The sequence below is a fragment of the Bradyrhizobium oligotrophicum genome (genome assembly GCF_051168495.1).
Classification (GTDB): Bacteria; Pseudomonadota; Alphaproteobacteria; order Rhizobiales; family Xanthobacteraceae; genus Bradyrhizobium; species Bradyrhizobium oligotrophicum_A.
Genome location: NZ_JBNPVB010000001.1, coordinates 435,799 through 456,801 on the forward strand (window position 1 = coordinate 435,799; position 21,003 = coordinate 456,801).

Genomic DNA, 21,003 nt, shown 5'->3' on the forward strand with positions numbered 1-21,003 from the left:
CAAAGGCGCAACGCGCCGTGCCCACCGATTGTCGTTCTCGTTTGCTGATGGTGGGCACGGTGCGGCAGCGAGCAGTGCAAACAAGGCGCAGCATCGGCGCGCCTTTGCCGACCCTACGGTGCCGGCGGTGGTTAGCAATGTCTGATCCTGTGGTCGCGATCAAGAACCTGCGCATCGCCTTGCCCCAGAGCGGCGAGCGCGCGCATGCGGTCGATGGCGTGTCGTTCGATCTCACGGCCGGCAAGATCGTCTGCGTGGTCGGCGAGTCCGGCTCGGGCAAGTCGATGTGCGCACATGCGCTGCTCGGGCTGCTGCCCGACACGGTGAAGGTCGAAGGCGGCGAAATTCGTTTCGAGGGCCGCGACCTGCTCACCGTCGACGAGGACGGCTGGCGCGATTTGCGCGGGCGGCGCATCGCGATGGTGTTCCAGGAGCCGATGACCGCGCTCAATCCGCTGATGCGCATCGGCGATCAGCTGATGGAGGTGTTCGAGGCGCACGATCTGCTGACGCCCAGGGAGCGCCGCGCCAAGGCGCTGGCGCTGGTGCGCGAGGTCGGACTGCCGGATCCCGAACGCATCATCCGCGCCTATCCGCATCAGCTCTCCGGCGGCCAGCGCCAACGTGCGATGATCGCGATGGCGCTCGCGCTCGAGCCGGCCGTGCTCGTCGCCGACGAGCCGACCACGGCGCTCGACGTCACCACGCAGGCGCAGATCCTCAAGCTGATCCGCAACCTGCAGGCCAGCCACAACATGGCGGTGATGTTCATCACCCATGATTTCGGCGTCGTCGCCGATATCGCCGATCAGGTCGTGGTGTTGCGTCACGGCAAGGTGGTGGAGGAGGGCACGGCGGCGACCGTGCTCGGTAACCCGCAGCACGACTACACCAAGGCGCTGCTTGCCGCGGTGCCGTCCTTCGATCCGCCGCCGCGCGCGACGCGCGAGGATGCACCAAGGGCGGTCGAGGTGATCGGCCTCGACAAGACCTATGTGACGCCGACCGGCTGGTTCCGTCCGAAGCGCGAGACGCGCGCTGCGCATGCGGTGAATTTCGCGATCCATCAAGGCGAGACGCTCGGCCTCGTCGGCGAATCCGGCTCGGGCAAATCGTCGGTGGCGCGGCTCGTGATGCGGCTGATCGAGGCCGATCGCGGCACGGTGCGGATCGGCGACGTCGATCTCACGGCGCTGGAGGGCCGCGCACTACGCGCGCAACGCCATCGCATCCAGATGATCTTCCAGGATCCGTTCGCCTCGCTCAATCCGCGCCGCAAGGTCGGTCGCATCATCGCCGACGGCATGGTCGCGCGCGGCACGCCGCTCGAGGCCGCGCTGAAGCGCGCGCAGGAATTGTTGGGTCTGGTCGGGCTCGATGCGGGGGCCATCGGCCGCTACCCGCATGAATTCTCGGGCGGTCAACGCCAGCGCATCGGCATTGCCCGCGCGCTGGCGCTGGATCCCGAAATCATCGTCGCCGACGAGGCGGTGTCGGCGCTCGACGTCTCCGTGCAGGCGCAGGTGCTGCGCCTGCTGGAAGACCTGAAGGCGGGGCTCGGCCTGTCGATGCTGTTCATCACGCATGATCTGCGCGTCGCCGCGCAGATCTGCGATCGCATCGCCGTGATGCAGAGGGGCGAGATCGTCGAGCTCAAGCCGACCGCCGCCCTGTTCGCCAATCCGGAGCACGCCTATACGCGCGAGTTGCTCGCGGCCGTGCCCGGACGACGCCATGAGGTGGCGTAGTTGCGTGGCACGACGTGGTGCCGTGAACGATCAGCGGTCCTGGATCGAACTCGCCGTGCGCGCGGGAGCAGCACTCGCGGCGCCGGCGGACGTCGCCGGCAACCCGGCGCGGGACCGCGGCGGCAGCACCTTCTTGACGGGCGCGGGCAGCAGACCTTCGCGGATGGCCTGCTTGCGCGCGACCTTGCGGTGGCGGCGGATGGCGTCGGATTTTTCGCGGGTCTTGCGTTCCGACGGCTTCTCATAGGATCGGCGGCGCTTCATCTCGCGGAAGACACCCTCACGCTGCATCTTCCGTTTCAGGATGCGCAACGCCTTCTCGACGTCGTTGTCACGAACAAGAACCTGCAAAAGCTTCCTCCTATTCTTCATCTCGATCGATGAAATCATACGGGCGAAGTCGATCGTGCGGCGCTCACGCGGCGCTGCGTGTCACGAGCGGGGCGGCTTCAGTGGAATGAGCTGCGCGCTTGAGACATCGTGATCTCCTTCGCGGGAAGGCGGGAGCGCGACATGTCTCTCAGCCATCGATGGCCGGGCCTTTACCGATGGTCCGGCCAAGATAGGACGTGGCGGCGGGGAACGCCAGCGTGTTGGTCGCGAGGCTCGCCCGGCAAAACAAATTCCCCCTCGGCCTTGTATTTTCGCGAAAAGTCTCTACCTTGCGGTTGTTCGATTAGCCGCTGTGCCTTTCTGAATGTGCCCGCGGGCTATTTCCCAAAGTCATCGCTCAGTCTTAGTTGAATGAGATCGCGTGATGGTCGCGCGATGATTGCTTTGGAGAAAGACATGCCGCAGGGTACCGTTAAGTGGTTCAATGGCCAGAAGGGCTTTGGCTTCATTCAGCCGCAGGACGGCGGAACTGACGTGTTCGTTCACATCAGCGCCGTCGAGCGTGCTGGTCTGGGTGGCCTGGCCGAAGGTCAGAAGGTCAATTACGACGTCAAGACCGACAAGATGCGCGGCAAGACCAGCGCAGAAAATCTCTCGCTGATCTGATCAGCTTGATACAATCGCATTGGGCCATTTCACGGATGTACTGAAATGGCTGGACTGCCCGCTCGATCTGATGATTGGGCGGGCTGCTCGCGTTTCTGCACTGACTTGGTACTCGACTGACTTGGTACTCGACTGGCCCGGTACGCGAGCGGATTCGTGCTCGCGTGGCTTGGTGCTTTAATCATGTGATGCTTTGCACGGGGATCGGTCAATGGCAGTGAAGAGAGCGTCGGCGCCTTCGGCTGAAAGCATCGCCCGCGCGCAGCGCCGGCAGGTCGCCCAGGAAGAGGGCGCCAAGGCGATGGTGGACGCGGATCAGCGCGCGGCCGCGGTCCGCAAGAACATGGAGCGGCTGCGCGCGCTGAGGCTCGCCAAGGAGGCCGAGGATGCAGAGGCCGACCGCCTTGCGCCGCCCGCACCGACCCCCAGGCGGCGGAAGAAGGTGGCGCGATAGCGTGACCCGGCGGCGGTGTCGCCCGTCGTCATTCTCTGCGTTTGCACTTGAGATCCGCGTTTAGCGTACAGATTCACCGTCTTGCCGAGGAGGCTGACGTGGCCCCATCCACCGCGCCAAACGTTCGTATCGCAAAGGATGATTCAGGCGACGGAGGAAAGACGATCGCGTTCGCACTCGCGATCGGTTCCACGCGGCAGGTCTGTCATCTCGAAACCAGCTTCTGCACCCGCAATCAGGCGCTCGCCTATCTGCAGCGAAATCGGACGGCGTTCGAGCAGCGTGCCCGTGAGCTGTTCGCGCGCGGCGAACTCACTGACGGCGTGATTCATCTGAAGATGATCTGAAATCTGCTGCAAAGCGGTTCGGGGCGGTGCGGTTTCGCTGCTCTCCGCGCGCAATTCCGTCCTTCGCTATTCCGCCTTCGGCTTCACCGGCAACGGTACTCGCTCATACGAAGCCGGCAGATTGACCGGCCGGTAGTCCGTGGATTCCGCGATCCGCATCAGCACGCTTTCGTGGATGAAGGCGCCGTCGGGAATGAACCGCGGCTCGCAATCGGGAATGTAGAACCCGAAATGCGCCTTGCGTTCCGGCCATTCCTTGTACGTCGCGCTCTTGGGCAGCCATTCGAGCAGCCGCCAGGCTGGCGTCATCGAGTTGTGCAGGGGCCCTTGGATGCCCGGCGGAACATATTTGAACGGGCTGTTCTTGCGCTGGATGCCCCAGCCGAGTTGATTCACTGTTCGTGGGTTGACCGCGAGCCCGGCCTCGACCGCTTCGTCGATCATCCACAGCAGCGGATATTTGGAGGCCGCCGACTGCGCCTCGGGATAGCCGCCGCCGACGTCGCAATGCACGCCTGCGAACCACACCTGCTTGGCGTCCTGCGGCCTTGCCTGCGCCTTGTTGAAGCGGTTCGGCGTGAACATCTGCGGCATGTTCCAGGGCTTGAGCCGAAACATGCAGCGCCGCTCGTCCATCGCCGCGGCCTGGCGGAAGATCCTCACGCTCGGATTCTGGATCGTGAAGGCGAGCTCTTCGAGGCTCGGCAGCGCGAACAGGCGGTCGGTCCGCGGCACGATCACGCTCGCCACCGTGTCCCACACGCCGACGAAATGGATCGTCGGCCAGCGCGTCGAGGTGATGCGCGCGAACTGCGCGGCCTGATCGTCGCGGCTTTCCGGGACCGGTCCCTCCTCCTCGGTGCTCTCGACCTCGTGGGTGACGCCTCGCCCGGCCTGCGGATTGTCGGAGGAGTATTTCTTGTAAGCGATGACGCCGGAGCCTGCGAGATTGACCTGCTCGGGGGAGATCAGTCCGACCTTGTGGATCAGGCCTGCCAGGACGCGCACGGTATAGGCGCCGCGCGAGAAGCCGAACAGGAAGATGCGGTCGCCGTCCTGATAGTGCGTGGCGAGAAAGCAGTAGGCGTTGATGACGTTGTCGTCGAGGCCGTAGCCGGTCGCGAGCCCGAGCACGAGATTGAAGTTCGCCTTGAAGCGATGCCAGCTGTCGGGCTGCGTCAGCGTGCCGACGCCAGGATCATAGAAGACGGCCTGATGCGGCGTGGTCTTGTCAGTCTTGCGCAGACAGCGATAGAGCTTGAGGACATTCGAGATGTTTTCGCTGATCTCGTTACCGGTGCCGTCGCAACAGATGACAATATTCTTCATGGCAAAGGAATGTCCGGGATAATGCTACCAGAGCGAGTGTAGAGCATCCGGTTGGGATTGGGGAGTAGACTTTCGCCGCTCGGGGCCGGCTCCGCATGATGCCGATGGATGTCGGCTCGAATTCGTGCGGAGCTTGAACGCACCGCGCGAGCGCTGCCGTCGATGACCTTCTATCACTCCGGAATTTTGTACGGCGCCTTCGCTGTGACGAGAATACGGCTCGCTTGGCTGCGCGCTGCGGCATCGCCGGAGAAGAGAACCAAAGCGCATGGGATTTCACCTTGGTTGCGGTTGAAGCTGCAGATTGACCAGGATGGTGAGCGACGGCGCGGGCCGGACACTGCGGAGAGCTGCCGCCAGATCATGCCGTTCGATGGGCGCGCGGAAGGCTGCGGCACGGCTGGAGACGATGACGTTTCGCCAAACGAAAACGGCCGGGTCCTGCGACCCGGCCGTTCCGTTAGCTCACGTCGCCGAAAGCTGCGCGCGATGCGCACAGCTTCAGCGCAAGACGCTCAGCTCGCCTTGGCGGCCGGCGCTGTGTCCGCCGCCTTCTTCTCGATGGCGCGCTTCAACTCGAGGGCGCGCGGCGACAGCACCGCGGCGTTGGCCTTGCGCAGATAGGCGTCGAGGCCGCCATTGTGGTCGACGCTCTTGATCGCGTTGGTCGAGACGCGCAGGCGCACGTTGCGGCCGAGTGCATCCGAGATGAAGGTCACGTTGCACAGGTTCGGCAGGAAGCGCCGCTTGGTCTTGATGTTCGAATGGCTCACCTTGTGGCCAACCTGGGGGCCCTTGGCCGTCAGTTCACAGCGCCGCGACATGGCAATAAATCCTCTCTCATCCCCGCACCCTTCGTCCACCTGTGTGTTGGTGGGCCGTGTCGGTGGGCCGCGGGGGTCCAAAACTCGTCCAGCTCGTCTCTGGGAGATGCGGTCCTATAGGGGGGATGCGGCTTTTCGTCAAGGTTTTGAAGGCCGCAGCAAATCGCTGGTGTGCCGGGGCGCCAAAGCCGGTGACCGGCGCCGTTGCGCGGCCGATACTGCCTCCGCATGGTGTCCGAGCGGCCGATGGGCGTAAAAGCGGGCGTATAATCAAGGGTATAGCCCCCCGCTTAGACCATATAAACGGCGTATTCGGGCGAGATGGATGATGGTAACCCGTGAACGATCCCCAGTGCCGGACAGACGGCGTGCTTGGCGGGGTGCCGGAGATTTGTGCGTGACTCCGGGCGGGGCTGATAATGGTCGTTCAGGTGCCGTCCAGGCGCAAAGTGCTGGACAAACCGACATTGACGGACGGTTCGCGTTGTTCGAAGGCGTTTTTGGCTTAAGTAGCAAGGACGGCGCGCCGGATCGGTCCGGTGCTGAGGCAGGCGGATCGGCAGGATCATCCCTCACGTGACCAACATTTCGTCTTCCCTTCTCTCCTCCCGGCGCCTGATCGCGGCCGCCTCGGCCCTTTGCCTGGTGCTGCTGGTGCAGACCGCTCAGGCCCAGGCCCGGCTCGACGCGCAATACGAGGCGTCGCTGGCCGGCATTCCCATCGGCAAGGGCACCTGGGCGGTCGAGATCGGTGACGATCAGTATGGCGCGTCGGCCCAGGGCGGCACCGCCGGCCTGCTGAAGAGCTTCTCGCAAGGTTCGGGCAACGGTTCGGTGCAGGGCCGTGTCGTCAATGGCGCGCTGGTCGGCCAGAGCTACCAGGCCTCCACCACCGCCGGAAAGAAGTCCGAGCAGATCCGCATCAATCTGCTGAATGGCAACGTCAAGGATTCCACCATCGAGCCGGCACCGCCGGTCGATCCCGATCGCATTCCGGTGACGGACGCGCACAAGCGCGGCGTGCTCGATCCGATGACGGCCTCGCTGCTGCGCGTGCCCGGCAATGGCGAATTGCTGTCGCCGGAGTCGTGCCGCGGCGCCGCGCCGGTGTTCGACGGCCGCATGCGCTACGAGCTCAAGCTCGACTACAAGCGCATGGAGAACGTCAAGGCGGAGAAGGGCTATCGCGGCCCGGCGCTGGTGTGCGCGGTCTACTTCACGCCGGTCGCGGGCTACATCCCGGACCGGCCGGTCGTGAAATACCTGGCGCAGGCCCGCAACATGGAAATCTTCTTCGTGCCGATCGCGGGCACGCGCGTCCTGGTGCCTTTCCGGGTCGTGATCCCGACCTCGTTCGGCACCGCGATGCTGGAGGCGACCTCCTTCATCACGCAGCCGACGCCGCACGTCGCCAAGACGCAATAGCGCGCGGCAATTACCTCGCTGCAGGCCTCGTGCATGTCGCTCCCGGCAGCCTTTGCCAGGAGCTCGCATGAATCCGTTTGACTCTGTGCCGATTCTGATTCGACTCCGGACCAGCAGAGAACGCGCCGGTTCCATCGCAAAAGCGTTGCTTGTCGAGCCCGGCAAAACTTGATCTAGTGCCGGCCTTATTGCAGGGCGCGAGATGTTGCGGTGAACGAAGCCGGAAGGACGACAGAGTCAGCGATTCCTTCGCGATTCGTTCTCAAGGCGTTCCGAAGCTTAAGCTGCGTCACCATATGCGTCACAATGTGAGACAGGAGTGGGGATCGCAGCCTCCTTGAAAACCGAGAACTCCGCATTCATCGCGCTTGAACGGCGCGCCTTCAACGCCGGCTTCGAGACCCAAATTTAACGAATGGCTTTTTCGTCTTCTTCGGCTGGCTCGCCTTTCGAGCGCATGTCCGACCGTGCTCCTGGAAGCGGCGTCACTGCCGTGCTCGGTCCCACCAACACCGGCAAGACCCATCTTGCGATCGAGCGCATGCTCGCGCATTCCTCCGGCATCATCGGTCTGCCGCTGCGGCTGCTCGCGCGCGAGGTCTATAACAAGATCGTCGATCGCGTCGGCAGTGAGGCCGTGGCGCTAATCACCGGCGAGGAGAAGATCAAGCCGAAGAACCCGCGCTACTGGGTCTCGACCGTCGAGGCGATGCCGCGGGATATCGACGTCTCGTTCCTCGCCGTCGACGAGATCCAGATCGCTGCCGATCTGGAACGCGGGCACGTCTTCACCGATCGCATTCTCAACCGGCGTGGCCGCGACGAGACGCTGCTGCTGGGGGCTGCGACGATGCGCCCCATCATCGAACGGCTGCTGCCGGGCGTCTCCACGGTGACGCGGCCGCGGCTCTCGCAGCTCGAATTCGCCGGCGACCGCAAGATCACGCGACAGCCGCGCCGGACTGCGATCGTCGCCTTCTCCGCCGACGAGGTCTATGCGATCGCGGAATTGATCCGCCGCCAGCATGGCGGAGCAGCCGTCGTGCTGGGCTCGCTGTCGCCGCGCACCCGCAACGCCCAGGTTGCGATGTTCCAGAACGGCGACGTCGACTATCTCGTTGCCACCGATGCCATCGGCATGGGCCTCAATCTCGACGTCGACCATGTCGCTTTTGCCTCCGACCGCAAATATGACGGCTATCAATTCCGCCGGCTGACGCCGTCGGAATTTGCCCAGATTGCAGGCCGCGCCGGGCGTGCCACACGCAACGGCACCTTCGGCACCACCGGGCGTTGTGCGCCGTTCGAGCCCGAACTCGTCAACGCGCTGCAGAACCACACCTTCGATACAGTGAAGGTGCTGCAATGGCGCAATTCGAAGCTGGATTTCTCCTCGCTGAGCGCGCTGCAGGTGTCGCTGGCGCTCGCGCCGGGGCATGAGGCACTGACGCGCGCGCCGGCCGCGGAGGATCTGCGCGTGCTCGACCACGCCGCCCGCGACGCCGAGGTCCGCGATATGGCGCATGGCGCTGCCGCGGTCGAGCGTCTATGGGAAACCTGCCAGATTCCCGACTATCGCCGGCTGTCGCCGGCCGCGCATGCGGAGCTGGTGACCACCCTGTTCGGCTTCCTGATGCAGAAGGGACGCATTCCCGATGCCTGGTACGCCGCCCAGGTCGATCAGGCCGACCGCGTCGATGGCGATATCGACACGCTGTCGGGGCGAATTGCCCAAATTCGCACCTGGACCTTCGTCGCCAACCGGCCGGATTGGCTGCGGGACCCCGATCATTGGCAGGGGATTGCCCGCGAACTTGAAAATAAATTGTCAGACGCCCTTCATGAACGGCTCACGGAGCGTTTCGTTGATCGTCGTACCAGTGTATTGATGCGGCGCCTGCGGGAGAACAGTGTTTTGAATACGGAAATCGGCAAGACCGGCGAAGTGATCGTTGAAGGGCACGCGATCGGCCGCCTCGATGGATTCACCTTTGCGCCCGACGCCGCCGAAGCCGGCTCCGAGGCCAAGGCCTTGCAGGCTGCTGCCCAGAAGGCATTGGCCGGCGAGATAGAGGCGCGTGCCGAGAAGCTGTCCAATGCGCCGGACGAGCACATCGTGCTCACGGCCGACGGCACCATCCGCTGGACCGGCGACGCCGTGGCCAAGCTGGTCGCGGCGGACGACGCCCTGCATCCGCGACTGCGCATCATTGCCGACGAGCGCCTCACCGGGGCCGCGCGGGACAAGGTCCAGGCGCGGCTCGATCTGTGGCTGAAGACGCATATCGAGAAATTGCTCGGCCCGCTGTTCGAACTGTCCAAGGCCGAGGACATCACCGGCATCGCGCGCGGCATCGCCTTCCAGCTGGTCGAGGCGCTCGGCGTCATCGAGCGCACCAGGATCGCGGCCGAGATGAAGGATCTCGACCAGCCTTCGCGGGCCGTGCTGAGGAAATATGGCGTGCGCTTCGGCGCCTATCACATCTACGTTCCGGCGCTGCTCAAGCCCGCCGCGCGCGCCCTGGCGGCGCTGTTGTGGGCGGAGAAGCAGGGCAATGTCGACATGTCGGCGCTGACCGGCGCGCAGCATCTGGCGAGCTCCGGGCGCACCTCGTTCCCGGTCGACAAGGCGCTGCCGCGCGACGCCTATCGCGTGCTCGGCTACAAGCAGGCGGGCGAGCGCGCAGTCCGCGTCGACATCCTGGAGCGGCTTGCTGATCTGATTCGTCCCGCTCTGGCCTGGCGCGAAAACGCGCAGGGCGAGAAGCCGGCCGGCGCCTTCGACGGCCGTGGCTTCGTGGTGACGCAGGCGATGACCTCACTCACCGGCTCGGCCGGCGAGGATTTCGCCTCGATCCTGCGCGCCCTCGGCTACCGCATGGAGAAGCGCGCGCCGCTGCCGCCCAAGGTCGTGGAGAAGCCGGCGGAGGCCTCCGCTCCTGAAGCGGCGTCCGCCGAAGCGGTTCCGGCCGATGCCAGCATGACCGATGCCAGCACGGCCGATTCCAGCGCGAGCGAGCAGGCGCCGACCGTGGCGGAAGCGGCCGTTGCGCCGGTCACCGAGCAGATCGTCGCGGCGCCGGATGTCGTTCCGGAGCCAGCCGCCGAGCCGGCGCCGATCTCGGCATTGTCCTCGCTGCCGACCGTCGAATTCGTCACCCCGACGCCGGCCGATGCAGCGCCTGCGGTCGAAGCCGTCGAGGCGGAAGCCGCGGTCGCCGAAACTTCCGACGGCGAGACGTCGAGCGTCGAGACTTCCAGCGTCGAGACGGTCAACGAAACGGCGTCCGAAACCGTCGCGGCCGAGATGCTGCAGTCCGACATACCGCAGTCCGAGGCCGTTACGGCATCGCCTGCTGACGCAGGCGAGCCGGTCGCTGCGGCCGAGCCCGTTGCCGCGGCCGACTCTGCGCCGGCTGGCGAGCCCGTCCTGGTCGAAGTCTGGCGGCCCGGCGGACGGTCGGAGGAGCGCCGTCCCCGCCACGAGCACCATCAGCGCAATCGGCACCAGCGTCCGCAGCACGAGCGCGGGCAGGCCGCGGGTGGCGGCGAAGCGGCGGCGGCTGGTACCGCACCGGCCGAGGGCGAGGGGCGCGAGCGTCACCATCGCGGCCATGGCCGTCGCGACCGGGTCAAGGAGTTCGGCAAGGATTTCCGCAAGGGCCCGCCGCGGGAAGGCGGCGAGGCTGCCGCCGCGGCTGCGCCGGCGCGCGAGGATCGTGGACCGCGCCGCGATCAGGACGGCAAGGGGCGCGACCAGAATCGCGATCGCAACAAGGGCAAGTTCGGCGGCGACCGCGAGGGACGCGGCGGCCGTGACTTCGGCAAGGGCGGCCGCGACAAGCGCGACGGCGGTCCGGCGCTGCGGCCCTATGCGTCGAGCGGTGGCGGTGGCCGTGATCGCGACCGACCGGTCGACCCGAACTCTCCCTTCGCCAAGCTCGCTGCGCTGAAGGAGCAGCTCGCCGCGAACAACCGCAAAGACTGATTGCAGAATCGGTTTGGAAGGACTGCGCCGACGTCCGAAGCCCCGTCAGAGCGACAGCGTCTCGACAAATGGCTGTGGCACGCGCGGCTGGTCAAAGCCCGCACCAGCGCTGCGGCGCTGGTGTCGTCCGGCCACGTCCGTGTCAACGGCGTGCGCGAGACCTCGCCCGGACACGGCGTGAAGACGGGCGACGTCCTGACCATCGCGCTCGACCGCAGCGTCCGCGTGCTCAAGGTGACGGGGTTTGCCGCGCGGCGCGGCGACGCTGCCTCGGCGCGTGGACTGTATGATGATCTTGATGGCGAGGGGCGGACATGATGGGTTGCGCGGGCGCAACTCCTGCCCTGTTCTTCACCCTGCTTCACTTGCGGCACATCACGTCCTGCGCTAGTGCAGGCCTGCCGAATTGTTGATCCGTTCCGGAGCGCTGGATGACTTACGTCGTCACCGAAAACTGCATTAAATGCAAATATACCGACTGCGTTGAGGTCTGCCCGGTAGACTGCTTCTACGAGGGCGACAACATGCTCGTCATTCATCCGGACGAATGCATCGATTGCGGCGTGTGCGAGCCCGAATGCCCGGCCGACGCGATCAAGCCCGATACCGAGCCGGGGCTCGAGAAGTGGCTCGGCGTCAACGCCGAATACGCCAAGTCCTGGCCCAACATCACCCAGAAGAAAGATCCGCCCGGCGACGCCAAGGCGCACGACGGCGAGAACGGAAAATTCGAGAAATATTTTTCGTCGAAGCCCGGCGCCGGAGACTGAGGCGCCACGCAGGTACCGGCGCCGGAGCAGCGCCGGCGGACTGGCCGCAACGCGTCGGCTGATCGGAATCGTTGCGCGGAAACAACGGCCTAGGACACATCTTGCGGTGCGGAAGCGAACGCTGCGGAAGTGTTCGCTTCTGGGACGCTTCACTTAACCCTAACTTCGCGGATCCGTCACAATACCGACCGGGAGGCCTCTAAATCATTGATTTTTGCGGGAAATGTGCTATATATGGCACATTCTCAGAGCCGAACCCGGCCATGCGTCTATTTTGTTGGCCGCCCTTTTAGGTTCCCGCAACATCAAACAGGGGCGTGGCAGTTCCGCGCGCAGGCTGTGTCACAGAAAACGCGTAAAAAGAGTGCTTCCAAGAGTACAAAAAAAGCCGCCGCGGCGAGCCGCAGCGTTTCCAAGGGCCGTGCTCGCGCTCCTGTAAAGGAGATTCGGGCTGCCGCAAAGGCCTCGGCTGCCAAGTCCACCAAGAACAAAAGAAGCGCAATGCCTGAAAAGACTGCCAAGACTGCCGCGAAAGCATCCGCCGCAAAGACCACTCTTGCAAAGGACTCGGTTGGCAAGGACTCTGTTGCGAAGACCGTGACTGCCAAGGCGGCAGTGGCGCCCAAGGCCACCAAGACGGCCATGCCGGCTGCTGCAGCTCCCGTCGCCAAGCCGGCGGCTCCCGCTGCCCCCGCGCCGCGCGTCGAGGAAAAGAAGCTGCCGACCCAGCGCCAGGGCTTCAAGACCAACGAATTCGTCGTCTATCCGGCTCACGGCGTCGGCCAGATCCTGGCCATCGAGGAGCAGGAGATCGCGGGCGCCAAGCTCGAGCTGTTCGTCATCAATTTCATCAAGGACAAGATGACGCTGCGCGTGCCGACCGCCAAGGTCGCCAATGTCGGCATGCGCAAGCTGTCGGACCCGACGCTGGTCAAGAAGGCGCTGGAGACGCTCAAGGGTCGTGCCCGCGTCAAGCGCACGATGTGGTCGCGCCGCGCCCAGGAATACGAAGCCAAGATCAATTCGGGCGATATCGTCGCGATCGCCGAGGTCGTGCGCGATCTCTACCGCTCGGAGTCGCAGCCGGAGCAGTCCTACAGCGAACGCCAGCTCTACGAAGCGGCGCTCGATCGCCTGTCGCGCGAGATCGCCGTCGTGCAGCACTCGACCGAGACCGAGGCCGTCAAGGAGATCGAGACGCAGCTCGCCAAGAGCCCGCGCCGCGGTGCCAAAACCGAAGCCGACGCGGTCGCCGAGGGTGATGCCGAAGGCGAGGCGGATGACATCGACGGCGACGACACCGCCGTGGCAGATGAAGCGGCCTGATCGATCTTTAGCGCGTTTTCGAATTAGTTGCTTCTTCCAAAAGCCCGGCCGCGAGGTCGGGCTTTTTGCTTGTGCTTTCGGTGGTTCTCGCCTCGCGTCCTGTTGGACTCGGCCCTGGTGCGATCTGGCGTCAAGAACGCCGCTCCAGCGTGTCCATCGAGATTGGTTATGGGTCCTCGCCTTCGCGGGGACGACACCAAGTGCGGCGCGTGGCCTCACACGCATCTGGCGGGGTTGGGGAGAGAAGAGCTACTGCGAGCAGGGCCACCGCCCCGCCGCTCACTCCACCACGATCTTCACCCGGTCACGCACCCTGACCTGGGCGCGGGCATCCAGGCCGTTCAGCACGCGGAAGCGCTCGATCGGGCGGTCGACGCCGATCATGCGGTGCGCCAGCGATTCGACCGTATCGCCCGGCTGCACGGTGATGACCTTGATGCGCAGCGGCCGCGCCGACTGGATCTCTTCCAGGCTGAGGCGGCGGAACGAGTTGACGGTCTCGCGCGCGTTGCGCTCGCTCTCCGTGGTCTTCTGGCGGGAGGCGAAGATGAAGCGGTACACGTCGGTCCCGACCCGCAGCGCATAGACCTTGAATTGCCAGGGATCGCCGCTCGCCGTCGTCGCCGCCGCCGGGAAGCCGTTGATGGTCATCTCCTCGGTCGCGGACTTGTCGACGTTCTCCATCCAGCCGGAATTGAGATAGTCGCCCAGCGTCTGCTGGGCGGGCACGCGGACCACGTCGAAGCGCATTGCCTGGGCGCCGCCCTCGCGCACGCCGATCACGGCCTGCGCGGTGTTGTCGAGCGTGAAACTCTCGGGCGCCTGGAAGGTGAAGCCGAGCTTCGGATGCAGGAAGCGCCGGCCGCGGACGAAGCCCTCGCTCGGGTCCTCGCCGTAGACGATGTTGTCGACCGCGGCGAGATAAGTCTCGCGATCGTGCTCCTTCGCCTCCGGCGACATGTATTGCTTGGCGATCGCCGCGGCGTTCTGCACCCGCTCCGGCGTCGCCGGATGCGACGACAGGAAGTCCTGCGCCCGCGGGTCGAGCGCGACCTTGCCGGCCTTCAGCTCGGCGTTGCGCTCCATCGACGCCAGGAAGCGCGCCGCACCGTAAGGGTCGAACTTGGCCTTGGCCGAGATGCCGACGCCGATCCCGTCCGCCTCGAACTCCTGGGTGCGCGAGAAGCTCGCCATCGTCAGCTTGGTCTTGGCCAGCGCCAGCGCCGTCAGGTCGGGATCGTTGCCCATGTCGGACACGACGCGGGTCACCACCGCGGCCTGGCGGGCCTGGTCCTCGCGGATCGCCGCATGACGCGCCAGTACGTGAGCCATCTCGTGGCTCAGCACCGAGGACAATTCCGAGGTGTCGTTGGCCAGCGCGATCAGGCCGCGGGTGACGTAGAGCTGCCCGGTCGGCAGCGCGAAGGCGTTGACCGCACCGGAGTTCAGGATCGTGACCTTGTAGCCCTGGTCGGGACGGTCGGAGACCGCCACCAACCGATCGACGATCTTTCCGATCAGCCCTTCGAGCTGCGGGTCCTCGTAGGCCCCGCCATAGGTTGCGAGAATTCGTTCATGCTCGCGATCGCTGGCCGGCGTCGACTGCACCATCGCCGGCTTCGGCCGCGGCGTCGGCATCGGCGCCGTCGCCTGCTGCAACTTGCCCATGTCGCTGCAGCCGGACAGCGCCAGCCCCAGGCACAACAAGGCCGGTGCGATCCGCGAACCGCAGTTCATCGTCACCATGCGCCTTCGAACAGACAGGTTCACGTCGCTACTCACGTACCTTAGCGGTCATTTCCGCTCAAAATCTCGATCTGCGCAGTCCGCGTCAGTTCCAGTCTCGGACCCGCATGCGCCTCGATCCAACCGCGCACGCGAACCTTCCGATTCGCAAGTGATTTGACGTCGATACCGGCACCTTCCAATACCGCCATCATACGCTTTGGAATAATCACAGCGAAGCCCCGTGTCCAGCTACGAGCGAAGTTCAAATAAGTTGTCGTCCCTGTCTGTCGTACGGACAACACCTTCCCTTCGACAACCGTAAATTGCCCTAGGCCAGCCAAAATATCGTCTGGACTTTCCGCGTTTTTTATGACGGCCCCGCTCTTCCAGAGACCGCGCCGTTCGGCCCGCGCTTCGGCCTCCGCCGCACCCAGGCTGACGGCGCACTCCCGGTCCGGCACATCGATTCCCCGGAGAACGGCGCCCTGCCTGAGCAGTTCGCTCTGCGCCGGCTGCTCGGTACCGGCGACGAAGGCAAAGGCCCGCTGCCGGCCGTAGCGGTCGGGCCCGTCGTCCTCGCCGCGCAGCACGACGTCGCGGTCGCGCAGGACGGCGCCGAGGGTCTCGACGGCAGCGGGCGACAATTCCGGCGGCGGCGCCTCGATGCCCGCGAGCCGGACCTCGCGCCCGTCGCCGAGGCGGACGCTGCGCGCATCGATGATCTCGGTAACGCGGCCCTCGCCGAGTTCGGCGAACATGCAGGGCGCGGCACGGCACGGCGTCACGGCCGCGCCGATCGCGATCAGCGTCATGACCTGGAATCGGCGCCGCGCTCTGCAGCGGATCATACGTGCATTCGCCATGACGCATCATTGCATGTTTTCTCCATTCCACTGAGCGGAAAACAGCGGCTTCCGATGTCTTTGCTACATGCTTGCCGCTGACCTGCGCGTGCGTCATGATGCGAACTATCAACGAGGCCCCGCCATGTAGCGGCTCGCCCGCAGGGAGAAATATCGATGAGCAGATCCGTCTGCGGCGCGGCGGCGTCGCTGTTCATGCTGGCTCTAGCGCTGACGCTGTCTGCGGACGCCGCGCATGCGCAGAGCAAGCCGCCGCTGAAGATCGGCGGCATCCTCGACATGTCGAGCCTCTATGCCGACATCACCGGGCCCGGCAGCGAGACTGCTGCGAAGATGGCGGTCGAGGATTTCGGCGGCGAGGTGCTGGGACGCAAGATCGAGGTGCTCGCGGCCGACCATCTCAACAAGGCCGATCTCGCCGCCAACATCGCCCGCGACATGCTCGACAACCAGGGTGTCGAGATGATCTGGGACGTCGCGGCTTCGGCCACGGCGCTGGCCGCCGGCGAGATCGCCAAGGCCCGCAACAAGATCATCATCTTCAACGGACCGGGCTCGGTCCGTCTCTCCAACGAGGCCTGCGGCCCGTACACCGTGCACTACGTGTTCGACACCTTCGCGCAGGCCAACGTCACCGGGCTGGCGGCGGTGAAGTCCGGCCTCGACAGCTGGTTCTTTCTGACGGCCGACTACGCCTTCGGCCAGGACCTGGAAAAGGACACCAGCGCGGTCGTGGTGAAATCCGGCGGCAGGGTGCTGGGCAGCGTGCGTCATCCGCTCAACACCTCGGACTTCTCGTCCTTTCTGCTGCAGGCTCAGGCCTCCAAGGCCAAGGTGATCGGCCTCGCCAATGCCGGCGGCGACACCATCAACGCGATCAAGCAGGCGGCGGAATTCGGTCTGACCAAGGGCGGGCAGAAGCTGTCGCCGCTGCTCGCCTTCGTCTCGGACATCGACAGTGTCGGGCTGGAGACCGCGCAGGGGCTGCTCGTTGCCGAAGCGTTCTACTGGGATCTCAACGACGACACGCGCGCCTTCACCAAACGCTTCATGGCGCGCACCAAGCGGGTGCCGACCTCGGCGCAGGCCGGCGTCTACTCCTCGGTCACGCACTATCTGACGGCCGTCAAGGCCGCGGGCACGACCGATGCGGACGCCGTCATGAAGCTGATGCGTGCGACGCCCATCGACGACATGTTCGCTCGCGGCGGCCGCATTCGCGACGATGGCCGCATGGTGCACGACATGTATCTGTTCGAGGTCAAGAAGCCTGGAGAGTCGAAGGCGAAGTCCGACGACTACAAGCTGCTTGCGACAGTATCGGGCAACGAGGCGTTCCAGTCGCTGGAGGCGTCGCGCTGCCCGCTGGTGAAGAAGTGACGGCCGCAAGGGCGCCAATGCAGGCAGCGGTACGGAGGCATCCGCGACCTCGGTCGTTCCGGGGCAACGCGCAGCGTTGAACCCGGAACCTCGACATGAGTCCATCATCTCCGGATTCCGGGTTCGACGCTGACGCGTCGCCCCGGAATGACGCGGACGCAATCACGACAAAAGGAGCACCGGCCATGACCACCGACACCACCGTCCTGCAGCATCTCGAGTCCGGCCTGCTCACGATCGCCATGAACCGCCCCGAGCGGCGCAACGCGCTCAACAGCGACATGACCAAGGGGCTGGTCGAGGCGGCGCAGCGCGCCGCCGATGACCCGGAGGTGCGCGCCGTGCTGCTCAAGGGCGCCGGCGGCACGTTCTGCGTCGGCGGCGACGTCAAGGCGATGGCGGAAGCCAGGACCGCGCCGTCGTTCGAGACCAAGGTGTCGACCTTGCGCGCGCGCATGGAGGTGTCGCGGCTGTTGCACCAGATGCAGAAGCCGGTGGTGGCGCAGATCGACGGCGCGGCCGCCGGCGCCGGCCTGTCGATCGCGCTGGCGTGCGACCTGCGCGTCGCCGCCGCATCCGCCAAGATCACGACGGCCTTCGCCAAGGTGGGGTTGTCAGGCGATTTCGGCGGCACCTATTTCCTGACCCAGCTGCTCGGCAGCGCCAAGGCGCGCGAGCTCTATCTGACCTCGCCGATCCTGACCGCGCAGGAGGCGCTCGCGCTGGGCATGGTGACGAAGGTCGTGCCCGACGCCGAGGTCGAATCCGCCACACGCGAGCTTGCCATGTCGCTGGCGCAGGGGCCGAGCGTCACGCTCGGCTACATCAAGCGCAACATCAACAACGCCGAGACGATGACGCTGGAGGCCTGCTTCGATGCCGAAGCCGTGCACCACTCGCGCTGTAGCGACACCGAGGATCACAAGGAGGCGGCGAAGGCTTTCGTGGAGAAACGCGCGCCGGCGTTCCAGGGCAGGTAGTTTCGTCGAACCTCTCTGGTCCGAGGGTTCAAATCTTGCTCCCCTCTTGTGTCGGCGAGGGCGCGAGAATAGCTTTGGCAACAGTACTGCGGCGGCTCGCCGCGAGAAAATCGGCTGGTTGCTCATGGAATGCCCAATGCGCCCATCTGGTGCCGCATCAACTTGGTGAGAGAAATGGCTGAAGGAAAAGTTGTCGTTTCAGCTAACTCCGCTGTGACCATAAACTCCTCGTCCCATGGCACGCAGGACGTCATTTCGGCTGCTTTGAAATCGTTGCGGGAAGGTGATCCGAATACGCTTTCGGCTGAGAACGGCCTCTATGTCACTCGGGTAGATGACACGCGGATTGTCTGGAGGCGAGGGCAGGACGGAACGATCGTCGTCCAGTCAATCTTCGTCCCCAACGGATGATCCGATGCCTTCGATATTGCAGCCGATCCGCTTGGATTTTGCCAAGGCTGAGAAGGAGTGTGCGGAGTTTCGGCGCTTTCTCGACAAGAATGCTACTTTCAAGGAAAGAGCGGTCGTCGCCCACTTGAAAAAGGCATCGAGCCTCACCTGCTTACTCGGATCGTTGATCGCTGGTGTTCCGAGAGCTGATGTCTACAAGTTCGAATTCGCAGTTTTGGGGGCATTTCGCGCTGACTTTGTGGTGGGCGACTCGACCAGTCGACGGCTGGTTTTTGTTGAGTTTGAAGGCGGCGAACCAAATAGTTTGTTCGGCCCGACTGGTACCGCCCAGATGCGAGACTGGTCAAAGTCATTGGAACACGGTTTCGGCCAGTTGATCGACTGGGCGTGGGCACTCAAGGATGGTGCAACAAATCCGTTGCTTCAGAATGCTTTTGGGTTCGAAGTCGCATCATTTGCGTCCGTGGTAATCTGTGGTCGGGACTCGTTCATGGATGTCACCGAAAGAAGACGTTTTGATTGGCGAGCAGCGAATGTTGCAGTAGGCCAAACGACGTCGACATCGACCTGCCTAACTTACGATGGGTTGCTTGCCTACTTTGAGAGCACGATTGCGGCCGTTAAATCACTTGGTTCATAACGGCGCTCGCGAGCTCAATCTCAGGAATCTGAGCCCTTGACGAAGCTAACGGCGTCTCATCTCCATCTGCGCCAGATCTGCCTGGTTGCACCGCGGCTCGAGCCCGTCGTGTCGGACATCGCCGCCATCATGGGCCTTGAGGTCTGCTACCGAGACCCGCATGTCGGCAAATATGGGCTGGAGAATGCGCTGCTGCCGGTCGGGCCGATTCTGCTCGAAATGATCGCGCCGACCCGCGAGGGCACCCCGGCCGGCCGCTTTCTCGCCAAGAGCGGCGGCCGTGGCGGCTACATGGCGATCTTTTCCTGCGACGATCCGGATGGCCGCGCTGCCAGAGCGAATGCAATCGGCGTGCGCACCGCCAATGTCATCGATCATCCACCCTATCACGGCGTGCAACTGCATCCGCGCGACTGCCGCGCCGCCTTCATCGAGCTCAATCACACCGATGGCAGCGACGACGTGCTGGGGCCGTATCCTCCGGCCGGGCCGGATTGGACACGCGCGATCCGCAGCGATGTGACGACGACCCTCACCGAAGTCGTGCTGCAGAGCCCCGAGCCGGCATCGCTCGCGGCGCATTGGGGGCGCATTCTCGATCTTGTGCCGGTGACGACGGAAGAGGGCGTTCAACTGACGCTGCCGAACGTGCGGGTTCGGGTGGTGCCGGGAGAGCGCGAACTCATGAGTGGGCTAACTTTCCACGTCGTCGACGTCGCGCGGATCAGCGACGCCGCGCGCGCCCGTGGCTATGCGGTTGCGGGCGAGACTTTCACGATCGGCGGCGTTGCCTTTGCCTTGCAGGGCGCGGCCGCCAGTTAGTGGCAGGACGAGTTGGAAGATCATCGCCCCTTGAAGTTCGCGAAGCGGCGCTCCTCGGTCGCCTTGACGCCTTCCTTGAAATCTTCCGTGGCGCGCAGCCGCGTCTGTTCGGCGAGTTCGTGCTCGGTCGCGGCCATCACGCGGTCGGCGAGGCCGGCGCGCATCGTGGCGCGGGTCGAGAGCAGGCCGAGCGGGGAGCACTCCGCAATCTCCGACGCCAGCTTCATGGCGGCTGCCCGCACCTGGTCCTGCGGCACGCATGCATTGGCGAGGCCGATTCTGAGCGCCTCCTCGCCGGTGACGCGGCGGCTGGTGTAGAACATCAGCTCGGCGTTGTTCTTGCCGACCAGCTCCGGCAGCGTCACCGTCAGCCCGAAGCCCGGGTGGAAGCCGAGCTTGGTGAAGTTGGCAGAGAAGCGCGCCTCAGGGCAGGTGACGCGGAAATCGGCCGACACGGCAAGGCCCAGCCCGCCGCCGATCGCCGCGCCATGTACGGCCGCGACCACCGGCTTCCTGCAGCGGAAGATGCGGACCGCCTGCATGTAGAGATGATTGATCGCCCCGAGACTGTCGGCGGGATCGCCCTTTGCTTCCGCATCATCCTGCGCCTGCCGCGCCGGATCGCCGAAGTTGGCGCCGGCGCAGAACGCTTTGCCTTCCGCGGCCAGCACCGAGGCGCGGATCTCGATGTCGCGATCGAAGCCTTCGAGCGCATCGGCGATCTGGTTGATCAGCGCAATGTCGAAGAAGTTGAGCGGCGGCCGGCGAATCTCGATCAGGCCGACATGGCCATGGATCTCGACGCCGATGTCAGGGAAGTGGGTCATGTGGGTCTCCGGTGAGCGTCGTCAATGATGTCGCGCTACGCTTCTGTCGAAGCTGTCGCGCAGGAGCCGGTCTGCTCCCTCTCCCCGTTCTTACGGGGAGAGGGTCGGGGTGAGGGGCAGACGCACGGGGAGTGTGCGTGGT

19 protein-coding genes are annotated in these 21,003 nt (G+C 64.9%); 12 read left to right on the plus strand and 7 right to left on the minus strand.

Annotated features, from left to right (window positions below; all coding sequences use genetic code 11):
* Positions 1-137: 137 nt before the first annotated feature.
* The gene (locus tag ACQR1B_RS01880; RefSeq protein WP_434831509.1) at positions 138-1,748 is read left to right on the plus strand and encodes an ABC transporter ATP-binding protein; all 1,611 of its coding nucleotides are present in this window, start codon (positions 138-140) and stop codon (positions 1,746-1,748) included.
* Positions 1,749-1,778: 30 nt separating this feature from the next.
* Here the strand turns inward: ACQR1B_RS01880 and rpsU are convergent, their stop codons facing one another.
* A complete protein-coding gene (gene rpsU, locus ACQR1B_RS01885) occupies positions 1,779-2,099 on the minus strand; it encodes a 30S ribosomal protein S21 (protein WP_434831508.1) in 321 nt (106 codons plus the stop codon).
* A gap of 438 nt (positions 2,100-2,537) precedes the next feature.
* On the opposite strand from rpsU, the gene ACQR1B_RS01890 reads away from it, so the two are divergent.
* On the plus strand, positions 2,538-2,747 hold the full coding sequence (locus ACQR1B_RS01890; RefSeq protein ID WP_434831507.1) for a cold-shock protein: 210 nt from the start codon (positions 2,538-2,540) through the stop codon (positions 2,745-2,747).
* 211 nt (positions 2,748-2,958) lie between these two features.
* Entirely contained in the window at positions 2,959-3,201 is a 243-nt protein-coding gene (locus ACQR1B_RS01895) for a transcriptional regulator (protein WP_434831506.1), read from the plus strand.
* A 143-nt stretch (positions 3,202-3,344) separates the two neighbouring features.
* Here the strand turns inward: ACQR1B_RS01895 and ACQR1B_RS01900 are convergent, their stop codons facing one another.
* The 3 genes from ACQR1B_RS01900 to rpmB form a co-directional block, all read right to left on the minus strand.
* The gene (locus ACQR1B_RS01900) at positions 3,345-3,533 is read right to left on the minus strand and encodes a hypothetical protein (RefSeq protein WP_434831505.1); all 189 of its coding nucleotides are present in this window, start codon (positions 3,531-3,533) and stop codon (positions 3,345-3,347) included.
* 81 nt (positions 3,534-3,614) lie between these two features.
* The gene (locus ACQR1B_RS01905) at positions 3,615-4,877 is read right to left on the minus strand and encodes a DUF2235 domain-containing protein (RefSeq protein WP_434831504.1); all 1,263 of its coding nucleotides are present in this window, start codon (positions 4,875-4,877) and stop codon (positions 3,615-3,617) included.
* Positions 4,878-5,392: 515 nt separating this feature from the next.
* Positions 5,393-5,701 (minus strand): 50S ribosomal protein L28, encoded by a 309-nt coding sequence (gene rpmB, locus ACQR1B_RS01910; RefSeq protein ID WP_434831503.1) that lies wholly within the window; start codon positions 5,699-5,701, stop codon positions 5,393-5,395.
* A gap of 648 nt (positions 5,702-6,349) precedes the next feature.
* Here rpmB and ACQR1B_RS01915 point away from each other — a divergent pair.
* The 5 genes from ACQR1B_RS01915 (at position 6,350) to ACQR1B_RS01935 (ending at position 13,210) form a co-directional block, all read left to right on the plus strand.
* Entirely contained in the window at positions 6,350-7,126 is a 777-nt protein-coding gene (locus tag ACQR1B_RS01915) for a DUF3108 domain-containing protein (RefSeq protein ID WP_434831617.1), read from the plus strand.
* Positions 7,127-7,541: 415 nt separating this feature from the next.
* Positions 7,542-11,114, plus strand: coding sequence for a helicase-related protein (locus ACQR1B_RS01920; RefSeq protein ID WP_434831502.1), 3,573 nt, complete (start codon positions 7,542-7,544; stop codon positions 11,112-11,114).
* Positions 11,115-11,432 carry an RNA-binding S4 domain-containing protein gene (locus tag ACQR1B_RS01925; RefSeq protein ID WP_434831501.1) on the plus strand — a complete coding sequence of 106 codons (318 nt, stop codon included), beginning with the start codon at positions 11,115-11,117 and terminating at the stop codon, positions 11,430-11,432.
* Between the two features lie 113 nt (positions 11,433-11,545).
* Positions 11,546-11,884: a ferredoxin FdxA gene (gene fdxA / locus ACQR1B_RS01930; RefSeq protein WP_434831500.1), complete on the plus strand. Its 339-nt coding sequence runs from the start codon at positions 11,546-11,548 to the stop codon at positions 11,882-11,884.
* 501 nt (positions 11,885-12,385) lie between these two features.
* On the plus strand, positions 12,386-13,210 hold the full coding sequence (locus ACQR1B_RS01935) for a CarD family transcriptional regulator (protein ID WP_434831499.1): 825 nt from the start codon (positions 12,386-12,388) through the stop codon (positions 13,208-13,210).
* A gap of 279 nt (positions 13,211-13,489) precedes the next feature.
* Here the strand turns inward: ACQR1B_RS01935 and ACQR1B_RS01940 are convergent, their stop codons facing one another.
* Both ACQR1B_RS01940 and ACQR1B_RS01945 read right to left on the minus strand, forming a co-directional pair.
* Positions 13,490-14,956, minus strand: a complete 1,467-nt coding sequence (locus ACQR1B_RS01940) for a M48 family metalloprotease (protein WP_434831616.1) — start codon at positions 14,954-14,956, stop codon at positions 13,490-13,492.
* Between the two features lie 41 nt (positions 14,957-14,997).
* A complete protein-coding gene (locus tag ACQR1B_RS01945; protein ID WP_434831498.1) occupies positions 14,998-15,750 on the minus strand; it encodes a thermonuclease family protein in 753 nt (250 codons plus the stop codon).
* A 246-nt stretch (positions 15,751-15,996) separates the two neighbouring features.
* Between ACQR1B_RS01945 and ACQR1B_RS01950 the strand changes: the two genes are divergently transcribed.
* The 4 genes from ACQR1B_RS01950 to ACQR1B_RS01965 all read left to right on the plus strand — a co-directional run bounded on the left by ACQR1B_RS01950 (position 15,997) and on the right by ACQR1B_RS01965 (position 20,034).
* Positions 15,997-17,181 (plus strand): ABC transporter substrate-binding protein, encoded by a 1,185-nt coding sequence (locus tag ACQR1B_RS01950; RefSeq protein ID WP_434831615.1) that lies wholly within the window; start codon positions 15,997-15,999, stop codon positions 17,179-17,181.
* Between the two features lie 185 nt (positions 17,182-17,366).
* Complete coding sequence (locus tag ACQR1B_RS01955) at positions 17,367-18,161, plus strand: enoyl-CoA hydratase (RefSeq protein ID WP_434831497.1); 795 nt, start codon at positions 17,367-17,369, stop codon at positions 18,159-18,161.
* A gap of 415 nt (positions 18,162-18,576) precedes the next feature.
* A complete protein-coding gene (locus tag ACQR1B_RS01960; RefSeq protein WP_434831496.1) occupies positions 18,577-19,212 on the plus strand; it encodes a Shedu anti-phage system protein SduA domain-containing protein in 636 nt (211 codons plus the stop codon).
* 36 nt (positions 19,213-19,248) lie between these two features.
* On the plus strand, positions 19,249-20,034 hold the full coding sequence (locus ACQR1B_RS01965; RefSeq protein ID WP_434831495.1) for a hypothetical protein: 786 nt from the start codon (positions 19,249-19,251) through the stop codon (positions 20,032-20,034).
* 20 nt (positions 20,035-20,054) lie between these two features.
* Here ACQR1B_RS01965 and ACQR1B_RS01970 read toward each other — a convergent pair whose 3' ends face one another.
* The gene (locus ACQR1B_RS01970; RefSeq protein ID WP_434831494.1) at positions 20,055-20,861 is read right to left on the minus strand and encodes an enoyl-CoA hydratase/isomerase family protein; all 807 of its coding nucleotides are present in this window, start codon (positions 20,859-20,861) and stop codon (positions 20,055-20,057) included.
* Positions 20,862-21,003: the final 142 nt, after the last annotated feature.

What these genes read in the sequence shown, in the direction of transcription:
- ACQR1B_RS01905 (WP_434831504.1), bottom strand. Translation starts at nt 4,877, where the DNA reads ATGAAGAATATTGTCATCTGTTGCGACGGCACCGGTAACGAGATCAGC.
- ACQR1B_RS01970 (WP_434831494.1), bottom strand. Translation starts at nt 20,861, where the DNA reads ATGACCCACTTCCCTGACATCGGCGTCGAGATCCATGGCCATGTCGGC.
- ACQR1B_RS01890 (WP_434831507.1), top strand. Translation starts at nt 2,538, where the DNA reads ATGCCGCAGGGTACCGTTAAGTGGTTCAATGGCCAGAAGGGCTTTGGC.
- ACQR1B_RS01945 (WP_434831498.1), bottom strand. Translation starts at nt 15,750, where the DNA reads ATGACGCTGATCGCGATCGGCGCGGCCGTGACGCCGTGCCGTGCCGCG.
- ACQR1B_RS01900 (WP_434831505.1), bottom strand. Translation starts at nt 3,533, where the DNA reads ATGAATCACGCCGTCAGTGAGTTCGCCGCGCGCGAACAGCTCACGGGC.
- ACQR1B_RS01880 (WP_434831509.1), top strand. Translation starts at nt 138, where the DNA reads ATGTCTGATCCTGTGGTCGCGATCAAGAACCTGCGCATCGCCTTGCCC.
- ACQR1B_RS01955 (WP_434831497.1), top strand. Translation starts at nt 17,367, where the DNA reads ATGACCACCGACACCACCGTCCTGCAGCATCTCGAGTCCGGCCTGCTC.
- ACQR1B_RS01895 (WP_434831506.1), top strand. Translation starts at nt 2,959, where the DNA reads ATGGCAGTGAAGAGAGCGTCGGCGCCTTCGGCTGAAAGCATCGCCCGC.
- ACQR1B_RS01960 (WP_434831496.1), top strand. Translation starts at nt 18,577, where the DNA reads ATGCCTTCGATATTGCAGCCGATCCGCTTGGATTTTGCCAAGGCTGAG.
- ACQR1B_RS01950 (WP_434831615.1), top strand. Translation starts at nt 15,997, where the DNA reads ATGCTGGCTCTAGCGCTGACGCTGTCTGCGGACGCCGCGCATGCGCAG.
- fdxA (WP_434831500.1), top strand. Translation starts at nt 11,546, where the DNA reads ATGACTTACGTCGTCACCGAAAACTGCATTAAATGCAAATATACCGAC.
- rpmB (WP_434831503.1), bottom strand. Translation starts at nt 5,701, where the DNA reads ATGTCGCGGCGCTGTGAACTGACGGCCAAGGGCCCCCAGGTTGGCCAC.
- ACQR1B_RS01940 (WP_434831616.1), bottom strand. Translation starts at nt 14,956, where the DNA reads ATGGTGACGATGAACTGCGGTTCGCGGATCGCACCGGCCTTGTTGTGC.
- ACQR1B_RS01920 (WP_434831502.1), top strand. Translation starts at nt 7,542, where the DNA reads ATGGCTTTTTCGTCTTCTTCGGCTGGCTCGCCTTTCGAGCGCATGTCC.
- ACQR1B_RS01935 (WP_434831499.1), top strand. Translation starts at nt 12,386, where the DNA reads ATGCCTGAAAAGACTGCCAAGACTGCCGCGAAAGCATCCGCCGCAAAG.